The 20,318-nt window shown below is 73.1% G+C and carries 17 protein-coding genes; 5 read left to right on the forward strand and 12 right to left on the reverse strand.

Annotated elements, in window-relative coordinates; genetic code table 11:
• Positions 1 to 94 precede the first annotated feature (94 nt).
• Positions 95 to 1,144 (reverse strand): saccharopine dehydrogenase family protein, encoded by a 1,050-nt coding sequence (locus tag B0I32_RS13955; RefSeq protein WP_106238744.1) that lies wholly within the window; start codon positions 1,142 to 1,144, stop codon positions 95 to 97.
• A gap of 98 nt (positions 1,145 to 1,242) precedes the next feature.
• Between B0I32_RS13955 and B0I32_RS13960 the strand changes: the two genes are divergently transcribed.
• A complete protein-coding gene (locus tag B0I32_RS13960; protein ID WP_106238747.1) occupies positions 1,243 to 2,187 on the forward strand; it encodes a helix-turn-helix domain-containing protein in 945 nt (314 codons plus the stop codon).
• A 366-nt stretch (positions 2,188 to 2,553) separates the two neighbouring features.
• Positions 2,554 to 3,777 (forward strand): glycerophosphodiester phosphodiesterase family protein, encoded by a 1,224-nt coding sequence (locus B0I32_RS13965; RefSeq protein WP_219911784.1) that lies wholly within the window; start codon positions 2,554 to 2,556, stop codon positions 3,775 to 3,777.
• Between the two features lie 17 nt (positions 3,778 to 3,794).
• Here the strand turns inward: B0I32_RS13965 and B0I32_RS13970 are convergent, their stop codons facing one another.
• From B0I32_RS13970 to B0I32_RS14005, 8 genes are all read right to left on the reverse strand, one after another.
• Entirely contained in the window at positions 3,795 to 4,535 is a 741-nt protein-coding gene (locus B0I32_RS13970; RefSeq protein ID WP_106238749.1) for a polyprenol monophosphomannose synthase, read from the reverse strand.
• A gap of 9 nt (positions 4,536 to 4,544) precedes the next feature.
• A complete protein-coding gene (locus tag B0I32_RS13975; protein ID WP_106238752.1) occupies positions 4,545 to 6,023 on the reverse strand; it encodes an ArnT family glycosyltransferase in 1,479 nt (492 codons plus the stop codon).
• 323 nt (positions 6,024 to 6,346) lie between these two features.
• Positions 6,347 to 7,021, reverse strand: coding sequence for a response regulator transcription factor (locus B0I32_RS13980; protein WP_106238755.1), 675 nt, complete (start codon positions 7,019 to 7,021; stop codon positions 6,347 to 6,349).
• Positions 7,018 to 8,115, reverse strand: coding sequence for a sensor histidine kinase (locus B0I32_RS13985; protein WP_245955835.1), 1,098 nt, complete (start codon positions 8,113 to 8,115; stop codon positions 7,018 to 7,020). The genes B0I32_RS13980 and B0I32_RS13985 overlap by 4 nt, the downstream gene beginning before the upstream one ends.
• Before the next feature lie 227 nt (positions 8,116 to 8,342).
• Positions 8,343 to 8,765 carry a hypothetical protein gene (locus B0I32_RS13990; protein WP_106238760.1) on the reverse strand — a complete coding sequence of 141 codons (423 nt, stop codon included), beginning with the start codon at positions 8,763 to 8,765 and terminating at the stop codon, positions 8,343 to 8,345.
• Between the two features lie 31 nt (positions 8,766 to 8,796).
• Positions 8,797 to 11,100: an ATP-binding cassette domain-containing protein gene (locus B0I32_RS13995; RefSeq protein ID WP_106238763.1), complete on the reverse strand. Its 2,304-nt coding sequence runs from the start codon at positions 11,098 to 11,100 to the stop codon at positions 8,797 to 8,799.
• A gap of 103 nt (positions 11,101 to 11,203) precedes the next feature.
• Positions 11,204 to 11,968 (reverse strand): MerR family transcriptional regulator, encoded by a 765-nt coding sequence (locus tag B0I32_RS14000; protein WP_106238765.1) that lies wholly within the window; start codon positions 11,966 to 11,968, stop codon positions 11,204 to 11,206.
• Positions 11,969 to 12,137: 169 nt separating this feature from the next.
• The gene (locus tag B0I32_RS14005; RefSeq protein ID WP_146178153.1) at positions 12,138 to 15,080 is read right to left on the reverse strand and encodes an AfsR/SARP family transcriptional regulator; all 2,943 of its coding nucleotides are present in this window, start codon (positions 15,078 to 15,080) and stop codon (positions 12,138 to 12,140) included.
• A gap of 357 nt (positions 15,081 to 15,437) precedes the next feature.
• Between B0I32_RS14005 and B0I32_RS14010 the strand changes: the two genes are divergently transcribed.
• From B0I32_RS14010 to B0I32_RS14020, 3 genes are all read left to right on the forward strand, one after another.
• A complete protein-coding gene (locus B0I32_RS14010; RefSeq protein ID WP_106238770.1) occupies positions 15,438 to 16,538 on the forward strand; it encodes a HesA/MoeB/ThiF family protein in 1,101 nt (366 codons plus the stop codon).
• Positions 16,535 to 17,761: a hypothetical protein gene (locus tag B0I32_RS14015; protein WP_106238772.1), complete on the forward strand. Its 1,227-nt coding sequence runs from the start codon at positions 16,535 to 16,537 to the stop codon at positions 17,759 to 17,761. The genes B0I32_RS14010 and B0I32_RS14015 overlap by 4 nt, the downstream gene beginning before the upstream one ends.
• A gap of 66 nt (positions 17,762 to 17,827) precedes the next feature.
• Positions 17,828 to 18,295: a GNAT family N-acetyltransferase gene (locus B0I32_RS14020; protein WP_245955818.1), complete on the forward strand. Its 468-nt coding sequence runs from the start codon at positions 17,828 to 17,830 to the stop codon at positions 18,293 to 18,295.
• A 13-nt stretch (positions 18,296 to 18,308) separates the two neighbouring features.
• On the opposite strand, the gene B0I32_RS14025 is transcribed toward B0I32_RS14020, so the two are convergent.
• From B0I32_RS14025 to B0I32_RS14035, 3 genes are read right to left on the reverse strand one after another with little or no spacing between them, the layout of a single operon-like run.
• On the reverse strand, positions 18,309 to 18,824 hold the full coding sequence (locus B0I32_RS14025) for a GNAT family N-acetyltransferase (protein WP_245955819.1): 516 nt from the start codon (positions 18,822 to 18,824) through the stop codon (positions 18,309 to 18,311).
• A gap of 26 nt (positions 18,825 to 18,850) precedes the next feature.
• Entirely contained in the window at positions 18,851 to 19,483 is a 633-nt protein-coding gene (locus B0I32_RS14030; RefSeq protein ID WP_106238778.1) for a helix-turn-helix domain-containing protein, read from the reverse strand.
• 45 nt (positions 19,484 to 19,528) lie between these two features.
• On the reverse strand, positions 19,529 to 20,314 hold the full coding sequence (locus B0I32_RS14035; RefSeq protein WP_106238780.1) for a hypothetical protein: 786 nt from the start codon (positions 20,312 to 20,314) through the stop codon (positions 19,529 to 19,531).
• Between the last annotated feature and the right edge of the window lie 4 nt (positions 20,315 to 20,318).

The following is a 20,318-nucleotide window of genomic DNA, read 5'->3' on the forward strand; positions in this document are numbered from 1 at the left end:
CGAAATCGGGCCACGTCGGACGGTCAAGCCCCCCTTGGCCGCCCCAAGCACCCGACCGGCCAGAGCACCTCGACCGGATCGGCACCCCTGCCGGTCAGGGTGCCTTGGCCGGTTCGGGGGTCTCGACCGTCAGGTGCGGCTCCAGTGAGCGCAGGAAGTCCGTCGCGTCGAACATCGCGCCGGCCGAGGCGAGCCCCTTCACCCGGAAGTCCCCCGCCAGGATGCGCGCCACGGCCTCCACCGCCAGCGGCGCGGTGATCGCGTAGATGTCGCGGCCGGCGGCCGTGGCGCGGCGCTCGACGCCGTCCTTGCGCACCACGACGTCCACGACGAAGGTCTGGTCGGAGCGGCCAGAGGCATCGGCCGCCTCCGGTGCGGGGGTGTCGGCGCCGGCCAGATCCCGCGCGGCCACGACCGTCATGTAGCCACGCACCTCGGGCACGTCCAGGTGGCTCGGCACGGTCACCACATCCGCCATGGTGAACTCCGCCAGCACCGCCCGCCGGCCCATCGGCTCGGGGAAGGGCCAGTCCTGCTCCGTCAACTGGTCGTCGTGGTACTCCAGCGCGCCGTTCCTGAACCGCACCCGGCGACCCGCGCGGCGCTCGTGGGACACCCGGCCCGCCGCCCTGGTCCCCTCCGTGGGATGCCAGCCGCTCAGCCCGTACGCGACGTGTACCACGTCGGCGTCCGTCGAGCCACCCATGGCCGCGGTGGCCAGCAGGTCGCCGAGCCCGCCGTAGAAGGCCATCGCCGGCACCACGGGCGTACCGGCCCGCGCCGCCCGTTCCGCGTAGGTGGCGAACATCGACGCGTTCGCCTCGATCTCGGCCGCGACGTCCACGTACGGGATGCCGGCTCGCAGGGCCGCCTCGACCACGGGACCTCCCGTCACCGCGAACGGCCCCGCACAGTTGACCACGGCGGCCGCACCGGCGAGCGCCCGATCCAACGCCTGCGCATCATCCACCGCGGCCGCCCGCACCTCCACCCCACCCCCGATCTCTTTGGCCAGTGGCGCCAGGCGGTCCGCGTCGCGGCCCGACAGGATGGGGGTGAAACCGCGCCGGAGCAGTTCGGCCACGACGAACCGTCCCGTGTGCCCCGTAGCCCCGTAGACCACCACCGCGTCCGACGTACCCATGACTTCCCCGATCTTCGATCTGCTGAGGAGTCCACTCTCCACGGTCGCCGACCCCGGCCGTGAGAGTCCGGAACGACAGCATGCGTACACTTTCCGACATGCACACCGTCGCGCTGGCGACCGCCGGTCACCTGCTGCACTTCGAGCTGGGCGTGGCCTACGAGATCTTCGGCAACCCGCCGCAGGAGGCCGTGGACGGCTGGTACGACGTCCGGCTGTGCGGGCCGGGCCCGGTGCGGGTGGGCCCGTTCGCGGTCGAGCCGGACCACGGGCTGGACCGGCTCGCCGAGGCCGGCACCGTGATCCTGCCCGCGTGCGCCGACATCGACGAGCCGCCGCCCCCTGAGCTGGTCGAGGCCGTACGGGCGGCCCACGCGGCGGGGGCCAGGATCGCCTCCCTCTGCACCGGGGCGTTCACGCTAGGGGCGGCGGGGTTGCTGGACGGACGGCGGGCCACCACCCACTGGGCGCACACCGCGGAGCTCAGCGCCCGCCATCCGCGCGCCGTCGTGGACCCGGACGTGCTCTACACCGACAACGGCAGCGTCCTGACCGCCGCGGGTAAGGCCGCCGCCGTCGACCTCTGCCTCCACCTGGTCCACCTCGACCACGGGGCGGCGGTCGCCAACGCGGTCGCCCGCCGCCTGGTCATGCCGCCTCACCGGCCGGGCGGGCAGGCCCAGTTCGTGTCCACGCCGGTGCGGGTCACGGGCGATCACGCGCTCGCCTCCGTACTCGCCTGGGCCATGGAACGGCTGGACCAGCCGCTCACGGTGACGCACCTGGCCCGGCAGGCGAACACGAGCCCGCGCAACCTCGCCCGCCAGTTCCGCGCCGTGACCGGGCAGACGCCGCTGCGGTGGCTGCTGACCCAGCGGGTACGCCGTGCCCAGGAGCTGCTGGAGACCACCGACGAGAGCGTGGAGGCGGTCGCCACCGCCACCGGCATGGGCACCGCCACGACTTTGCGCCGCCAGTTCAAGCGGATCGTCGGCGTCCCACCCGACAACTACCGCCGCTCCTTCCGCGCCTCACCCCGCTGACCCACCCAGGTGCCCGAGGCGCGTCACTCGTGCCGGACCTCGGATGCGGCGCGAGACGGCCGGAACACCGGCCCTCGGGGGCGCCATGAGATCATCTCGGCTTGCGGGGGCGTCCGCCGTCTGTTCATATGAGCGACATGTCGCCATTACAGGGTCTATGTCCATGATTCGGAAGCTTTGTCGTGGCCTGGCCATCGCCGGCCTGGTCGGCACCGCCGCCCTGACCTCACTCCCCCCGGCCCCCGCGGCGGCGACCGCAGAGGCCACCCTAGGGGTCACTGGGCCCGGCGGGATCGACCGCGTGCACCAGCGGCTGCTCAAGCACGGCCGCGGCGCCCCGCTCATGATCGCCTCCCACCGCGGCCAGTGGCGCGAGGCCCCGAGAACTCCCTGGCCGCGATCGACGCCGCCATCGGAGACGGCGCCGAGGTCGTCGAGATCGACGTACGCCCCACCAAGGACGGCCACCTCGTGCTCATGCACGACGACAGCGTCGACCGGACCACCGACGGCACCGGCCGGGTCGCCGACCTGACCCTCGACCAGATCAGGTCGCTCCACCTCAGGCAGGGCCTGGGCGGCGGCCAGGCCGCGATCACCGAGCACACCGTGCCGACCTTCGAGGAGGCGATGCGGGCCGTCAAGGGCAGGGCGCTGGTCAACCTGGACAAGGGCTGGCCGGTCAGGGCGCAGATGTACGAGGTGCTGAAGCACACCGGCACCGTGGACCACGGCCTGTTCAAGGGCGCTCCCACGGTCGAGGAGGCCGCCGCCTTCATGGCCGGGGACCCGGAGATCCTCTACATGCACATCATCGACGACGCCACCGCCGGCGTCGTCGGCACCTTCCCCGGCCGTCAGCCGGTGGCGTACGAGGTGGTCTTCGACAGCACCGACGACCCGCAGGTCACGCGCGAGACGCTGGCGAAGATCGCGCGGCACAGCCGCGTCTGGATCAACAGCATGTGGTACGGTCTGGCGGCCGAGTACACCGACGAGGCGTCCCTGCGCGACCAGGACCTCGGCTGGCGCACCCTGGTCAGGACCTACGGCGCGAACATGATCCAGACCGACAACGTCGAGGCGCTCGCCTACTGGCGCGCCGGCGGCGACCTGTCCCGCTACGGCCGGCAGCCCGGGAACCGGACGATCCGCGTCGAGGGCGAGGACTTCGCGCCGGGCGGCGAGGGCGTCGGCTACCACGACCTGGACCCCAACCGCTGCACCGTGGCCCGCCCCGACGAGGGCGTGGACATCTGCGACCTGGAAGGCGCCGTCGCGGTGAACTGGATCCGCGGCGGCGAGTGGCTCAAGTACCGCTTCGAGGTCAGGAAGGCGGGCCTCTACCAGGTCTCGGCCCGCGTCTCCTCGCCCTACTCCCCCGCCGGCGCCGTCGTGCTCGACTGGGGCACCGGCTCCGGTACGACGGCCCCGATCGCGAACACCACCAGCCACGACGCGTTCACCCTCCAGCCCCTGGAACGCCGCCGGCTCACCAAGGGCACGCACGAACTGGTCCTGCGCATGCCGGAGACCGCGTACCAGAACTTCAACCTCGACTACCTGCAGCTCGACCTGGCCGGCCGCTGACGGAAGCGCCCGGCCTGTCATGATCGTGGGCCGGTGGGCGCGGGTGCGGGCCCGGAGAGGGCGCGGAAGGCCCAGGCGGTGATCCGCCAGAGCGCCTCGAACAGGACACCCGCGCTCATCTTGCTCGTCCCCGCCGTACGGTCGACGAAGGTGATCGGCACCTCAGCCACCGTGCAGCCCTGGCGTACCGCCCGCAGGGTGAGATCCACCTGGAAGCAGTAGCCGCGCGACTCGACACCGCCGAGCAGGATCCGGGAGAGCGCGGCGGCGCGGTAGACGCGGAACCCGCCGGTGACGTCGGCGACGGGCAGCCGGAGCGCCAGCCGGGCGTACCGGTTGGCCAGGCGCGAGAGCAGCTCCCGCCGGCGCGGCCAGTTCGCCACCCGGCCGCCGGGCGTCCAGCGCGAGCCGATGACGAGGTCGGCCCGCTCCGCCGCGCGCAGCAGCGCGGGCAGCCGCTCGGGCGGGTGCGAGCCGTCGGCGTCGATCTCCACCAGCAGGTCGTACCCGCGGGCGAGCCCCCAGCGGAAGCCCGCCGAGTACGCGGCACCGAGCCCCTGCTTCCGCTCGCGGTGCAGGACGTGCACACCGGGCAGCTCGGTCGCGAGCCGGTCGGCGATCCGGCCGGTGCCGTCGGGGCTGTCGTCGTCGACGACGAGCAGGTGCGCGGCGGGTACGGCGGCGCGGATCCTGGCGACGATGCGGGGCAGGTTGTCGCGTTCGTCGTAGGTCGGGATGACGATCAGGACGTTGCTCATGACGGCTCCTCAGCTCGCGTGCTTGTAGTCGGTCCAGCCGGTCGGCCACGGGGTGTGCGGTTCCGAGCAGATCGTGATGGGCAGGCCCAGCTCTTCGTTCGGGACGCCGGTGCCGTGGTCGACGGCTCCGGCGGACGAGCACTGCGCGAAGCGCGACCGCAGCTCGGCGGGCGGCAGCCCCACGGCGACCACCGTCCGCGCCGTCGCGGGCGGCGGACCCTGGTACCAGAGCTCGTTGTGCCCGCTGTAGACGGGAACGTCCGGGGCGAACCGGTTCAGCGCACCGGCCTCGCCGTAGTTCGCGGTGAGGACGACCGTCCCCGGCGGCAGCGCCCGCTGCACCCCGGCCACCTGAGCGGCGAAGCGCGGCCAGCCCACCGACTCCCTGGACACCTCGTTCGGCGAGTAGCCCAGCGCCGCCGGCGGGAGCAGCGGCAGCGCCACGGCGACCCCGATGAGCGAGGTGCCGAGCAGCCCGCACCAGACCGCTCCGCGCCGGGCGGTCCTGCGCTCCATCCACGCGGCGACGGGCACGCAGCCGGCCACGAAGGCGAAGATCAGGCTGCCCGCGACGTAGTCGGCCCGGCCGCCCGACGCCCAGCCGAGCAGGATCGTCACCAGGGTCGCGATGGCCAGCGGCCGGGTCTCGCGCCGCCCGCTCAGCCAGCGCCACCCGACGACGGCGATCACGAACGCTCCCATGCTGAGCAGCGCCACCGTCATCGGCACGAACATGATCCGGTTGATCGGCTCGCTCAGCGTGGCGGCCATGGTGAGCTGCGGCCAGCCGTTGACGGCCTGGTAGACCAGGTTCGGGGCGGCGAGCACGGCGGCCACGCTCGCTCCCGACCAGAACCATCTCTCGGCGAAGACGGCGCGCGGGCCGCGCACGGCCAGTCCGACGCCGATGAGCAGTCCGGTGACCAGCCCGGTGATCAGCAGCACGATCAGGTGCTTGTTGTACGTCGCCGCTCCGGTGACGGCGCCGGCCGCCAGCCACCACCGTCCGTCGCCGCGCAGCAGGGCGCGCAGCACGAACAGGATGCAGGTCGTCCAGAACACGAAGTCGGCCGACTGGGTCAGCAGGGTGTGCCCGACGACCAGCGGGAACATGCCGGTACCGAGCCCGGCGGCGGCCAGCGTCTGGGCGCCGGCCCGGCCGCCGAGCTCACGGGTGATCGCCGCGCCGACCAGGATCAGCAGCCCCGCGCACAGGGCGGGGACGACCCGCAGCCCGACGATGGTGTCGCCGAACAGCTCCGTGGAGAGCCTGGCCAGGAGCGGGGTCAGCGGGGGCTGGTCGAAGTAGCCCCAGGCGGGGGTCTGGCCGAGGAGACGGAAGTAGAGCTCGTCGCGGTGGTAGCCGTAGAACGGGCTCAGGATCAGCAGGGTGACCACGACGGCGGCGGCGATGGGGCCGATGATCCGCCAGGCGAAGGCGGGCAGCGGCAAAGCGGAGGTCTGAGGGCTGGGGGCTTTGACTAGCATGCCTCCACGGTCTTCGAACCCGCCCCGCCTGTCGTCTGGCCACAAGCAGAACCTGAAGTCAGACCCCGGTCATAGCCGCCGCCCCACCAAGGCAGACCCGGACACGCCCGGTCCACCTGAACGGCCGACGCCATGGCCGAACCCGGGGACAGACTCCAGACGCGGACGACCCACCCGGGAGGCGGACCAGCCATGGCCGAACCCCTATGCAGCCTCCGAACGCAGACGACCCGCCGGAACGGGCCATCTTGTGCCCGAGCCCAAGGTCAGGTTTCCGGCGCGGGCGGCCACCGGAGCGGAGCACGCCGTAGCCGAACCCCGGGTCAGGCTCCGGGAGCGGGTGACTCGCCGGGGTGGACCACGCCGTGGTCGAAGGCGAAGACGACCGCCGCCGCGCGGTCGCGTACCGCCAGCTTGGTGAAGATGCGGCCGACGTGGGTCTTGATCGTGCCCTCGCCGATCACGAGCTGCCGGGCGATCTCGGCGTTCGTGAGCCCACGGCCGATGAGTTTGAGCACGTCGAGCTCGCGGGAGGTGAGGTCGCCGAGCCGGCGGACCGCGTCGGGGTCGGTCACCGGATCCGTGCGGTAGCGCCGCAGCACCCGCCCGCAGACGGCCGGGTCGAGCCAGCCGTCACCCGCCGCGACCGCCCGGACCGCGCGCTGGATGTCCTCGGCCGGAGCGTCCTTGAGGCAGAACCCCGACGCGCCCGCCCGCAGCGACGCCGCCAGCACGGCGTCCTCGCCGAACGTGGTCAGCACCAGGACCCGGCAGGCCGGATCGGCGGCCAGCAGCGCACGGGTGGCCTCGACGCCGTCCATGTGCGGCATGCGGATGTCCATGACGACGACGTCGGGCCGGGCCCGCGCCACCTCCGCCAGCGCCGCCCGGCCGTCGGACGCCTCGCCCGCGACGTCGAACCCGTACGGCTCGCGCAGGATCGTGCGTAGACCCGCCCTGGCCAGCTCCTGGTCGTCCACCAGCACCACCGAGATCATGCCGGCAGCTCCGTCCGCACGACCCACCGGTCGTCCTCGGGGCCGGCCGTGACCCGGCCGCCGACCATGCGCACCCGGTCCGCCATCGTGCGAAGTCCCATGCCGCCATTCTGCCGAGGCGGGCGCTCCGGCAGCAGATTGACCACCGTGGCCTCGACGCCGCCTTCGTCCGAGACACGCAGCCGGACCTCGACGGAACGGCGCGGCGCGTGCCGGCTCGCGTTGGCCAGCGCCTCCTGCATGAGCCGGTAGAGCACCATGCCGGTGGTCGGGCTCACCACGGACAGCTCGCCCTCGACGCTCGACTCCAGATCGAGGCCCGCCGTACGGTATTCGTCGAAGAGCTCGGGCAGCCGGGGCGCGGTGGGCTGCGGCGCGACCACGGCCGGATCGGCGCCTTCCTCGGCCAGCACCCTGACCACCTTGCGCAGCTCCGCCATGCTCTGCCGGGCGAGCCGCTCGGCCTCGGCCAGCCCGGCCGCCGCCCGCTCCGGCTCGTGCTCGATCGCCAGCCGCGCGCCGCCCAGGTGCAACACCGTCACGGCGAGCGTGTGGGCGACGATGTCGTGCAGGTCGGCGGCCAGCCGCTGCCGCTCGGCCAGGGTGGCGGCGGCGTTGGCGGCGCGCTCGGCCCGATGTAACCGCTCGCCCACCTCGATGCGGTAGCGCGCGGCCCAGGCACTCCAGAAGACGAGCGTCACGGCGCCCAGCCAGTTGGGCCACCCCGGGTCGGGGGTGGTGAACGCCGCCACCAGCACCACGGCCAGCGAGGCGAGCCACATGACGATCCCCGGCCAGAGCCGCAGGGTGAGCCCGACGAACGCGATGTAGAACACCAGGATGAACCAGCCGACGCTGTTGACCGCGAGCCCGGTGAGGGCCGCGACGGCGGCGGGCGCCAGCAGCCCGGCCACCTCGGCCGGACGGCCCGGCGCCGTACGCACCATGACGAGGCAGAGCACGAGGAAGGCGGCTCCCCCGGCGAACGGCGGCACGCAGCCGCAGCCGTCCGCGATCGTCTGCGCCCATGACAGCCCGACCAGCAGCACCAGCAGCCCGAAACCGACCGGCACCAGCCAGCGGGGAGTCCGCATCACCCGCTCATAGTAGAAACCGGCTGCTCCCCCGCGCATCCACCCTGAGTCATACTCCGCCGTCTGCCCACGGTCTGACCGGCCGCGTCCTCCGGTCAGCCCGCGCCCGAACGAGTCGGCCTCCGCACGGCTCGCGAACGAGTGGATCGGCGTCGCACGGATCGTGGGACGCCCGGATCGGGCCTGACCGCGCCCCACGAACGGGTCAGGCCGCGCGGGCGGACGGGTCAGGCCGCGCGGGCGGCGCGGCGGGCGCGGTCGCGCAGGCGGCGGGCGGCCAGGTGGATGGTCGACAGGTGCCGGGCCGCGTCGGCCCGCATGGAGGCGGGAATGTCCGACAACCCTCGGTACAGCACGCACGAGAGCTGCAGATAGCTCATGAACAGCGCCAGTTCACCCGCCAGCGGCTCCGGCCGGCCGTCGGCGGTCACCGCCAGCGGCCCCTCCCACCCGTCCACCGCCTCCAGCAGGATCCGCTGCTGGCCGAGCAGGACGGCGAGCACGTCGCCGGCCGGGTAGGGTGCCGATCCGCGCATCGGATGCGCGGCCAGCACGCTCACGACCGCGTCCGCCGCCCCCGCCACCGTCGCCGCCAGCCGCCGCCGCTCCGCCCCAGCCCTGCCGCTCGTCGACCCCGCCTCGCCGCTCATGAGCGCTCCCTCGCCGGCCGGATGCGGCCGATCACGACGTGCTCCCCGCCAGTGCCCGGCGCAGGTAGGTCGCGGTCGGGGAGGTGGGAACGTCGAGCAGGCCGGTGGCCGGGCCCTGGTAGAGGAGCCGGCCGCCGCGGCTGCCGCCCTCAGGGCCGAGCTCGACCAGCCAGTCCGCGTGCGCGATCACGTCCAGGTTGTGCTCGATCACCACCACCGTGGCCGCGTACTCGTCCACCAGCCGGTCGAGGGTGGTCAGCAGCCGTTGCACGTCGGCCATGTGCAGGCCGCTCGTCGGCTCGTCGAGGACGTACGTGGTGCTCCTGCCGCTCAGATGGACGGCCAGCTTGAGGCGCTGGCACTCGCCCCCGGACAGGCTCGTCAGCGGCTGCCCAAGGCGCAGGTAGTCGAGCCCAACGTCGCCGACCGCCGCCAGCACCGGGGCGATCTTGCGGTTGCCCGCGAAGTGTTCCCGCCCCTCGCCGACGGTCAGCTCCAGCACGTCGCCGATCGTCAGGCCGCGCACCCGGTAACCGAGCACCTCGTCGGTGAACCGCCTGCCGTCACAGGTCTGGCAGGTCAGGCTCACGCCCTCCAGGGAGGCCAGGTCGGTGAAGATCACGCCCAGGCCGTCGCAGGCCGGGCAGGCGCCGGAGGAGTTGGCGCTGAACAGCGACGGGCTCACCTTGTGCGCCTTCGCGAACTCGGCCCGGATCGGGTCGGCCACGCCGGTGTAGGTGGCGGTGGTGGAGCGCCGGTTCGTGTGCGGCATCGACTGGTCCACGATCACGGCATCGGGGTACTGGCGGTGGAAGGCCCCGTTGATCAGGCTCGACTTGCCCGCCCCCGCCACGCCGCAGACCACCGTGAGCACCCCGGCGGGGATGTCCACGTCGAGGTCACGCAGGTTGTTGGTGCCGGCCTTGACGACCGGCATCATCCCGGACGGGGTGCGCACCCGTTCCTTGAGCCGCGTCCGTGCGTTCATGAAGGCGCCGGTCAGCGTGCCGGAGGCGGCCAGGTCCGCCGGCGGGCCCGCGAACACCGCCCGGCCGCCCGCCGCGCCGGCGCCGGGGCCCATGTCGATGACGTGGTCCGCGGCGGCGATCACGTCGCGGTCGTGCTCGACCACGAGCACCGTGTTGCCCTTGTCGCGCAGTGCGCGCAGCAGGTCCGTCAGCCGGTGCACGTCGCGCGGGTGCAGGCCCATGCTCGGCTCGTCGAAGACGTAGAGCAGGTCGTTGAGGCTGCTGGAGAGGTGCCGGACGATCTTCACCCGCTGCGACTCGCCGCCCGAAAGGGTGCCCGTACGGCGGTCCAGGCTCAGGTAGCCCAGGCCGATCGTGGCCAGGTGGCCCACGCGCGAGACCAACGCCTCGATCACCGGCTTCGCCTTGGGCACGTCCAGCGAGCGCAGCACGCCGAGCAGGTCGTCGGCCTCCATCGCGGTGAGGTCGGCGATGGAGTGGCCGTCGATCCTGCTGTCCAGGGCGAGCGCGGACAGGCGCGTGCCGCCGCAGGCCGGGCAGGGCACCGAGGTGGTGAACCGGGCGATCAGCTGCTTGGTCCGCGGGCCCGGCTCACGGTCGGGATCGAGGTGACGGCGGCGGAACTTCACCACCGCGCCCTCGTAACTCATGTTCACCCGCTGACCGCCCACGTCCACGGGGACCGTGCCCTCCGTGCCGTGGAGCAGCTCTTCCCGCTCCTCCGGCGTGAAGTCCGCCACCGGCTTGCCGGGGTCGAACCGGCCGGAGGAGGCCAGCAGGTACCAGTCGCGCGACCCGACGGCGAAGATCGGCGCCAGCAGCGCGCCGTCGTTCAGTGATCTCGCCGGGTCGAGGAAGGCGTCCAGGTCGACGCCGACGGCCTCGCCCAGCCCTTCGCACTCCGGGCACATGCCGGCCGGCATGTTGAAGGAGAACGCGTCGGCGTACCCGACGAACGGCTCGCCCGCGCGGGATAACAGCAGCCGCATCAGCGGCGCGATGTCGGTGATGGTGCCGACCGTGGAGCGCGGGCCGCCCGAGAGTGGCCGCTGGTCCACCGCGATCGTCGCGGGCAGGTGCTCGATCAGGTCGAAGTCGGGCCGGGCCGAGCTCGGCAGGAACGTCCGGACGAACGCGGGCAGCGTCTCGTTCCACTGCCGCTGCGCCTCCACCGCGATCGAGTCGAACACCAAGGACGACTTGCCCGAACCCGACAGGCCGGTGACGACGGTGAGCGTGCGTTTCGGGATCTCGACGTCGACGGCGGTCAGATTGTGTTCCCTGGCACCGACCACCCGGATCCACTCCGGCGCCGCTGCGAGGTCCGCACGGGGATGGACTTTCACGACTTCAAGTTTATCGTTGAAGTTCCAGGTTGAGAGTTAGCCGTCGCCGCTGCTGAAGACACAGGGGGTAAGGGGCTGGAAGTCTCAACTGAGCGGTCGAAGGTCACGCCTCCGGGAAGAGGCCGCCGTCCGGCGTGTCCGTGCTCAGGTAGTGGTGCAGCGCGGCGGAGCCCGTCAGCATGGCCGCCGCCGTACGGGTGAGCGCCGCCCGCCGCTCCTCGATCACGCCGCGCAGCGCCCGCGTGCTCCCCGTGCTGCGCAGCTCGTCGAGCAGGGCCCTGATCTGCGGCAGCGGGTGACGGCCCTGGCGCAGGATGTTGATCATCCGGGCATCGCGGACGTCGTCAGGGCCGTAGCGCCGGTAGCCGGTGCCGGGCTCGCGCGGCGGTTTGAGCAGTCCGGCCGACTCCCACAACCGCAGCGCCGAGGCACGCAGCCCGAGGTGCCTGGCGGCCTCCCCGATCCGCAGCACGCTCGCGGGCGCGTCAGGGGCCTGGGCGGCGCTCGCCACGGCGTGCAGGGCCTCGCTGGTCGCCTGGAGCTCCTGGCGCCGGCCGTGCAGGGCCGCGTGGCTCGCGTCGATGAGCGCGAGCCCCTTCGGCACGTCCCCCTCGTGGACGGCCTGCATGACCGCGCGGGCGGTGTCCCAGCCGAAACCCCTGGCCAGCGTCCGGTACGCGAGCAGCGCGGTACGGTGCCTGGTGTCGAACCGGCGATACCCCGAGGGCGAGCGCTCGGCCGGCGGCAGGATGCCGGCGTCGGCGTAGTTGCGGATCTGCTGGGTGGAGACGCCCACCTCGCGCGCCAGGTCCACCGGCCGCAACGCCGTCCGCCCGGCGCCGGGACGGGTCGAGGATTCTGCTGCCACGAGGCGATTCTCCCCTCCTGCGACGTCCGGCGGCCTGATCCGCGGCCGTCGGCCCGGCCCGCGTGCCCAGCCGCCAGCCCCTCCGCGACCTACGCGGGGCGGGTGAGTCGGTGATCTGCGCGGGGCGGGCCGGTCGGCGGGCTCGTCCAGGCCGGCGAGGCGGTGCGGGTCAGCCGGCGGGGTCGTCCAGGCCGGCGAGGCGGGCGCGGAGGGCGTCCGCGTCGCCGGGGGCGAGTTCGGCGGTGAGGGCGAGGGCGCGCTGGAGGGTCGAGCGGCCCTCGCGCAGCCGGCCCGCGGCCAGTTGCGCCTCGCCGAGCCGGCGCAGCGTCCTCGCGCCGAGCGCGCGCTTGCCGCCCCGCCGCCAGGCCAGGGACCCGCGGTAGTAGGAGATCGCCTGCTCGTACTGGCCCAGCAGGTGGTGGATGTGGCCCAGGCTGTCGAGGGTGGCGGACTCGCCGGGCAGGTCGTGCAGCTCGCGGTGGATGGCCAGGGCCTCCTCACAGCGCCGCAGTGCCTCCCCGTACGCGCCGAGCTGGGCGTGGAACCAGCCGATGTTGTTCAGCACCCGGCCCTCGCCGGCCCGGTCGCCGGCCGCCCGGCAGAGGCGGAGCGCCTGGTCGCTCAGGCGCAGGCCCTCGTCGTACCGGCCGCGGCGGTCCTCGATCACGCTGCGGTAGATGAGGCAGATCGCCTGCCCGGCCGCGTCGTCCTGCCCGCCGAACAGGTCCTGCGCCGCACGCAGGTGGGCGTCGCTGGTGGCGTCCTGGCCGAGCCGGATGAGGGCCTGGGCCAGCCCCACGTGGGCGTGGGCCTGCGCGGCGGGGTCGTCCAGCCGGGCCGCCGCCTCCAGCGCGATGTGGTGCACGGCGGCCTGGTCGTCCGAGCGTCCCTCCTGTGACAGGAAGCCCCAGCAAGCCCCGGCGAGCTGCCAGGCGTGCCGGTCGAAGCCGAGGCGGGCGGCGTGCCTGATCGCGGCCAGCAGCGTCCGGTGCTCGCGGCCGAACCAGGCCTCGCTCTGCGCGCGGTCGGTGATGCGGGACACGACCACGCCGGGCCGCGGCGGCGCCGGGGTCAGCGGGACGCGGTGATAGAGGTCGAGCAGCCGGTCGCCCAGGCAGGCGCTGTGCAGGTAGTGGTCGAGCAGCCGGTGCAGTGCCTCGTGGCGTTCCGTCTCGGAGTCGTGCAGGCGGGTCAGCTCCTCGGCGTACGCGCGCAGCAGGTCGTGCCGGCCGTAACGTCCCGGGGTGCGCTCGACGGCCAGGTTCGCCCTGGTCAGCTCGGTCAGCAGGCGTTGCGCCTGGCGTACCGGGATGCCGGCCAGGCTGGCGGCCGCGGCGGTGGAGATCTCGGGCGCGGGCAGCAGGCCGCACAGGCGGAACAGGCGGGCGGCGTCGGGGGTGAGCGCGCGGTAGGACCAGGACAGGACGGTACGCATGTTCGTCGAGGCGTCGCCGCCGTCGAAGACGTCCAGCCCGTCGGCGCTGTCGCCGCTGTCGGCCCGGCCGCCGCGCGGGCCTTCGCCCTCGCCTTCCACGCCCTCCGCGTCACCGCCCGCCGAGCCGTCCCCTGAGCCGCCCGCTGGGCCGTTCTCTGGGCCGTCCCCTGGGCCGTCGAGGCCCGAGATCAGGGTGCCGAGAGGGAACGACGGGCGCGTCTGGGCGCGGGCGGCCACGATCGCCAGGGCCAGCGGCAGCCCGGCGCACCGGGAGACGATGTCGTCCACCGCCCGCGGCTCGGCGTCCACCTTGTCCACCCCGAGCCGGCGGGTCAGCAGCAGGCGGGAGTGCTCGGGTGAGAACAGCCCCAGCGACAGCGTGCGGGCGCCCTCCGCCGCGACCAGTCCGGTCAGCTCGGCCCGGCTGGTGATCAGGGCCAGGCAGCCGGGCGCGTTCGGCAGCAGCGGCCGTACCTGGTCGGAGTCGAGGGCGTTGTCGAGCAGGATCAGCATGCGCCGCTCAGCGAGCAGGCTGCGGTAGAGCCCGACCTGCGCCTCCAGCGTGGCGCCCACCAGCTCGGACGGCACCCGCAGTGCGTCCAGGAACAGCCGCACCGCCTCCCCGGGCGGCCGGGCGATGTGGGTGGGGCCGTACCCCTGGAGGTTGACGTAGAGCTGGCCGTCGGGGAAGCGGTCGCTCACCCGGTGCGCCCAGTGCACGGCCAGGGTGGTCTTGCCGACGCCGCCGGTGCCGGTGATCACGCAGGGGGCCATGGCGTGCGCGGCGGCGGAGCCGGGAGCCGGGAGCGTCAGCCGGTCCAGCGTGGCCAGCTCCTCCTCGCGGGCCGTGAACAGCTCGGTGTCGGGCGGAAGGTGCCGCGGCACGGCGACGACGGCGGGCGCCGTTCCCGTCAGGTCGTCGCGGCCGGCCAGGATCGCCTGGTGGAGGCGTTGCAGCTCTTCGCCCGGCTCGATGCCGAGCTCCTCGGCGAAGCGGCGCCGGACGCGGCGGAAGACGGCCAGGGCCTCGGTCCTGCGGTCGCAGCGCAGCAGCGCCGTCATGAGCAGGGAGACCAGGCGCTCGCGCAGCGGGTGCTCGCCGACCAGGGCCGTCAGCTCCGCCGCCGCCTCCTGGTGCCGTCCCCGCCGCAGGTCGAGGGCGAGCCGCCGTTCCAGCGCCGCCAGCCGTTCCTCCTCGATGCCGGGAACGACGACGTCGGGCAGCCACCGGCCCGCCACGTCGGCCAGCGCCGTCCCCTGCCACAGCGCGAGCCCGGCGCGCAGCAGCCCGATGGCGCGCTCCGCCCCGCCCTCGCCGCCCGTCTCGCCGCCGGCGTTCCCGGCCTCGCGGACCAGCTCGCGGAAGCGGAACAGGTCGATGCGGTCGCGGGCCACCGCGAGGCAGTAGCCGTGCGCCGAGGTCACCAGCTCGACCTCCTCGTACGGCGCCAGCAGCCGGCGGAGCCGGGAGATGTGCCCCTGCACGGCGTTGCGCGCGGACTCGGGCGACTCGGCCCCCCACAACGCGCTCACCAGCCGCGTCACCGGCACGGGACGCCCCGCTTCGAGCAGCAACATCGCCAGCACGGTCCGCTGCTGGGCGGTGGCGGGGCCGAGCCGTCGCCCGGCGTGCCACACCCCCACCGGTCCGAGCAGGCGGAACTCAACGCCGTCCACGGTCAATCACCCACGTCTTCCAGCCACCCCATGCCTCCGCGAGTGCCCGACGTGATCATCTCATGGCAGCCTAACCGCCGACTCAGTGGAAATTCAGCGCTATTTCAGCACCAAAGACCACTCTTGCCTCAAGCGGCACTCACGGCCGCGGAACCCTCACGAGGAGGAATGTCATGGAGATCAAGGTCAAGAAGGTCGAGTCCGTCAAGGCCACCCAGAACCCCGCCACGTGAGGCGCTGACACCGCCTGGCGATTTCTCCGCGGGGAGGGAGACGAAAGAACGACGCTCACGTCGCGCAGCGCCGTCGCCCTCCCCGCGGGGCCCCTCGAATCCGCGTACTGGCGCTGGAGGCACGATGCGTGTGGCGTTGAAGGAATGTGACTGGGAGGCGGACGGCGAGGATCTGCTCGTGGTCTTCGACGCCCGCGAGGCGATCACGCTGAGCGATCCCGACGGACAGGTGGCCGCGCTCCTGAGCGAGCTGCGCCGGGCCCCGCGGACGGCGGCCGAGCTGAGCGCCGCCCTCGGCGCGCACGGGTTCGACGTCTCCGAGGACGACGTCGGCCAGGGCCTGCGCGGGCTCGACTCCCTGGGCCTGGTCGAGGACGCCGACGGCAGGAGCCTCGGCGACCCGGACGAGGACGAACGCCACTTCTCCAACCTCTGCTTCTACGGCACCTACGCCGCCCTGGACCGCCACCGGGCCGGCTTCCAGCGGCCGATGCGCGAGGCCCACGTCCTGGTGCTCGGCGTCGGCGGCGGCGGCTCCTCCCTGGTCCAGTGCCTGGCCGGCCTCGGCGTCGGCGAGATGACGCTGGTCGATCAGGACCGCGTCGAACCCCGCAACTTCGCCCGGCAGTTCCTCTACCGGCACGCCGACATCGGCCTGTCCAAGGCCGAGCGCGCGGCCGCGTGGGTGCGCGACTACGACCCGGGCATCAAGGTGAACGCCGTCGACCGCTGGGTCTCCTGCCCCGAGGACCTCGCGGACCTGGTCGAGGGCATCGACCTGATCGCCGGCGGGCTCGACGGCCATCCGCACGCCAATCTCTGGGCGAACGAGGCCGCGGTCCGGGCCGGGGTCCCGTACGTGCTGGGTGGCGCGAACCGTACGCAATTGATGTACCTCTCCGTGGATCCGGGCCGCACGGCCTGCCTGGCCTGCGACTACGAGGACCGGCCCGCCGAGGACACCTCGGAGGGGATCGCGTACCGGATCGTGGAGAACATGAAGCTGAGCAACCCGCTCACCGGGCCGATGGCGATGCAGGTCGGGTCGCTGCTCGCGTTCGAGGCGCAGCGCTACCTGACCGGGTACGAGCCGCCCCGCGCGGCCGGCTTCCGGGTGACCCTCGATCTGCGCGAAGGACTGACGCCCGCGTGGCAGGCCCTGCCCAGGAACCCCGACTGCCGGGTCTGCCGGCTGGCGCCGCCGCGCGAAGGTGAGCGCCGATGACCGCTACGGGGACGGTCGCGCTCAAGGCGCTCAGCGTCGTACCGGAGGGAGAGGACGAGGTGCTGGTCGGCGACCCCGCCACCGGCACTTTCGTGACGATCCCGGCGGTCGGCGGGGTGGTGATCGCCGCCCTCCAGCGCGGAGCGAGCGTCGCGGAGGCGGCGGCCGAGGCCGAGGAGTTCGCCGGCGAGCCGGTGAACGTGCCGTCGTTCGTGGAGACGCTCGGGGAGCTCGGCTTCCTGGCCGACCCCGCGGACGAGTCCGCCGCGCCCGATCCCGTACGGACCGCGCCGATCCAGGCCCGTCGCTGGATGACCAGCGTCCGCCCGGAGATCGTCCGGCCCTTCTTCGGCCGCGTGGCCTGGACCTGCTACGCCGCCTGCCTGCTGTTCTCGCTGGGCGTCTTCGTCTTCCGGCCGAACCTGATCCCCGCCCCCGCCACCGACGCCTTCCCCTTCGCCGACATCGGGCTGAGCGCGCTGGCCTGGCTGCCGTTCGTCTGGTTCGCGGCGGCCAGTCACGAGGTCGGCCACTGGCTCGGCGCGCGGGCGCTCGGCATCCAGACCCGCTTCGGCGTCGACCGCCGCATGATCATGCTGGTCTTCGAGACGGACCTCACCCAGCTGTGGACGCTGCCGCGCCGCGTACGCTACGGCCCCCTGCTGGCCGGCCTCGCCGTGGACTCGGTGCTGCTCGCCGCCCTGCTCACCGGCCGGCTGCTGATCGATCTCGGCGTCTGGCGGGCACCTGAGCTGGTCGGGTCGCTGCTGGCCGCCTGGGCGTTCATCAAGGTCATGCAGATGCTCTGGCAGTGCCTGGTCTTCCTGCGCACCGACCTGTACGCGGTGCTGGTCAACGCGCTCGGCTGCCGCAATCTGTGGCGGGTGAAGTCGCTGATGCTGAAGCGGGCGTTCGGCCGGCTGAGCGCGGAGGAGACCGCAGAACTGGCGGACGCGAGCGAGGCCGACCTGCGTACCGGGCGCTGGTTCCGCTGGGTGTGGCTGGCCGGTGGAGCCGGCGTGGCCGCCTGGTTCTGCCTCCTGCTGCTGCCGGTCTTCGCCGAGGTGCTGCGCTGGGCCGCGGAAGGGCTGGCCGAGGGGCCGCTGACGGTGGGCTTCTGGTACCGGCTGCTCTGCGCGGGACTCCTGCTCGGCCCCGAGACGCTGGCCCTGGTCCTGGCCGTCAAGGAACACGCGGGCCGCTTCGCCGCCCGCCGCTCCTGACCTCACAGGCCCGCTCGCACCACGACGCCCTCCGGCAATTCCCGGATTCGGGATAAGGTCTCAAATGTGGGACATCAGGTGAGGATCGTCGTGGATGATCTGTCCGGGGAGCGGATTGCCGCGTTTCTCCGTGAGCACATGCGGGAGATGCGGTCCACCACGCCCGAGGAGAGCGTGCACGCGCTCGACCTCGACGGGTTGCGCCGGCCCGAGGTCACGTTCTGGTCGGCGTGGGACGGCGAGGCGGTGATCGGGTGCGGGGCCGTCAAGCGGCTGGACGCGGAGCACGCCGAGTTGAAGTCGATGCGTACCGCCGCCGAGCGCAAGCGTACGGGGATCGCGTCCCTGCTCATGGAGCACATCCTCATCGAGGCCAAGTCCATGGGGTTCGGCCGGTTGAGCCTGGAGACCGGCTCGACCGAGTTCTTCCTGCCGGCGCGGAGGTTGTACGAGCGGTTCGGGTTCACGTACTGCGAGCCGTTCGCGGACTATCAGCCTGACGTGCACAGCGTGTTCATGACGCGGCGGCTCTAGCGTCGCGGCCGGCTCAGCCGGTCGCGAGGGGTCGTTGCATGAGGATCGTGTCGATCGAGCGGCCGTGCTTGTGGCCGACCTCGATCAGGCGGCCCGCATGGGCGAAGCCGAAGCGCTCGTGCAGGGCGACCGAGGCGGGGTTGCCGGTGTCGGCGATGACGGCGACCATGCGGCGGAAGCCCGCCGTCGCGCACCCGTCGATCAGAGGGCCGAGCAGGGCGCTGCCCAGCCCCTTGCCGGTCAGGCCGGGGGCCAGGTAGATCGAGTTCTCGACCGTGTAGCGGTAGGCCGGCTTGGGGCGCCACTGGCCGGCGTAGGCGTAGCCGGCCACGTCGCCCGACAGCTCGGCGATCAGGAACGGCAACCCGCGGGCGGTGAGGTCGGTCAGGCGCTGCCGCCAGTCGGTGAGCTGCGGCGGCGTCTGGTCGAAGGTGATCACGGTGTGGGTGACGTAGTGGGCGTAGATCTCCGCCACCTTCTTGAGGTCTTCCGGGGTCACGGGGCGGATGATCGTCTCGGCGTCTGTCACGATGTCCTCGTTTCTGCGGTTTCCGGTCATGGCAGGACGATCATGATGGTGTAGCGGACCGCTCCGGGGCCCGGATTGCGGAAGTGAGACGGTCCCCACAGCCGGAACCGCAGGCAGTCACCCGCATGGAGCTCGTGGGCGATGCCGTCCACGGTGAGCTCCAGGACGCCCTCCAAGATCCAGACGTGCTGCTCCTGACCGGGGACGGGCGGCCGGTCGTACGGGATGTCCGCGCCCGGCAGGAGGTGGCCTTCAACGATCTGGCCCTTGAGCCCGGGGTGCGGCGGGGACACCGAGCGCCGGGTGAAGCCCGACTCCTCGTCCCGCCACACCAGCTGCCGGCCGGCGCGCACCAGTTGCGGCGGCTCCGACTCCACCTCGGCCAGGAGGTGCGACATCGTCCGGCCGTAGGCCGCGCACAGCTTGCCCAGGAGTGCCGCGGTCGGGCTGATCTCCGCCCGCTCCAGCCGGGACAGGGTCGAACGGCTCACCCCTGTCCGGCCGGCGAGATCGTCCAGCGACCAGCCGCGCTCGGTCCGCAACTCGGCGAGCCGACCGGCCAGCCGCCCCTCGATGCCGCTGGAGGGATCGACCGGGCGGCCGGGGCCGTCGCTCTGGACGTCGGGACCGCCGGGTGCCCGCCCCTGGAGGCTTCTCATATGTGGGAGCATATCCCTGATCAGGGACGGGCGGCATCCCCGCGATCATGGTGCCGAGGGGACGCCGATCGTGTCGGCCCAGGTGCGGATCAGCTCGTCGTGGCCGGTGAAGTGGCTGCGCCGCAGGACGCCGGCCGGGTCGATGTGGCGTGACTCCGACAGCCCGAACCGGCGCAGCAGGTCGAGGACGAGCGGTCGCGCCGTCGCCGTCAGGGCGGGAGACAGGCAGGAAGCCAGGTCCACGGTGCGGCGGGCGGTGCCGGCCGTGGCGAGCCGGCGCACTCCCGCCCGGCCGTACGCCCCGCCGTCGTGGTTCCACACCTCCATCGGCACCACGGGACCCTCGCCGGCGGCGGGGATGATTCTGGCCTCGACGCCGGCTCCGCCCCACCCGGTGGCGTGAGCGGCGTAGGAGGTCAGGAGGCGGAGCAGCGCGATGGTGAGCCACGCCAGTGCCCCCTCGCCGATCGCCCACACCTCCCCGCCGTCGGAGGGACTCTCCTTGAGCGTGCCCACCTGGACGGCGCCGAGCGCGGAGCCGGTCGCGTGCAGCTCGCAGTAGTACGTGCCGGCGGGCCGGCCGGGCGGTGTGAAGACGGTCCTGTCCGGGTGGAGCTCCGGCGGTTCGGCGGCGATCCCGATCGGCGCCGGCCAGACGTCGACGTGCCGCCTGACCCACCGCCGTAACTCGTCGCCGCCCGCCACCGCATCGGAGCCCGCCGTTGGCCGATCGAGCGGGACCGTGCCCAGCACCAGCCAGGGCGGCCCGGGGCCGAGCCGGGTGGCGGCGTCCGTGAGGAGCCGGCCGAGGTGTTCGTGCCGTTCGTTCATCGTT

Source organism: Nonomuraea fuscirosea (assembly GCF_003001935.1).
Lineage (GTDB): Bacteria > Actinomycetota > Actinomycetes > Streptosporangiales > Streptosporangiaceae > Nonomuraea > Nonomuraea fuscirosea.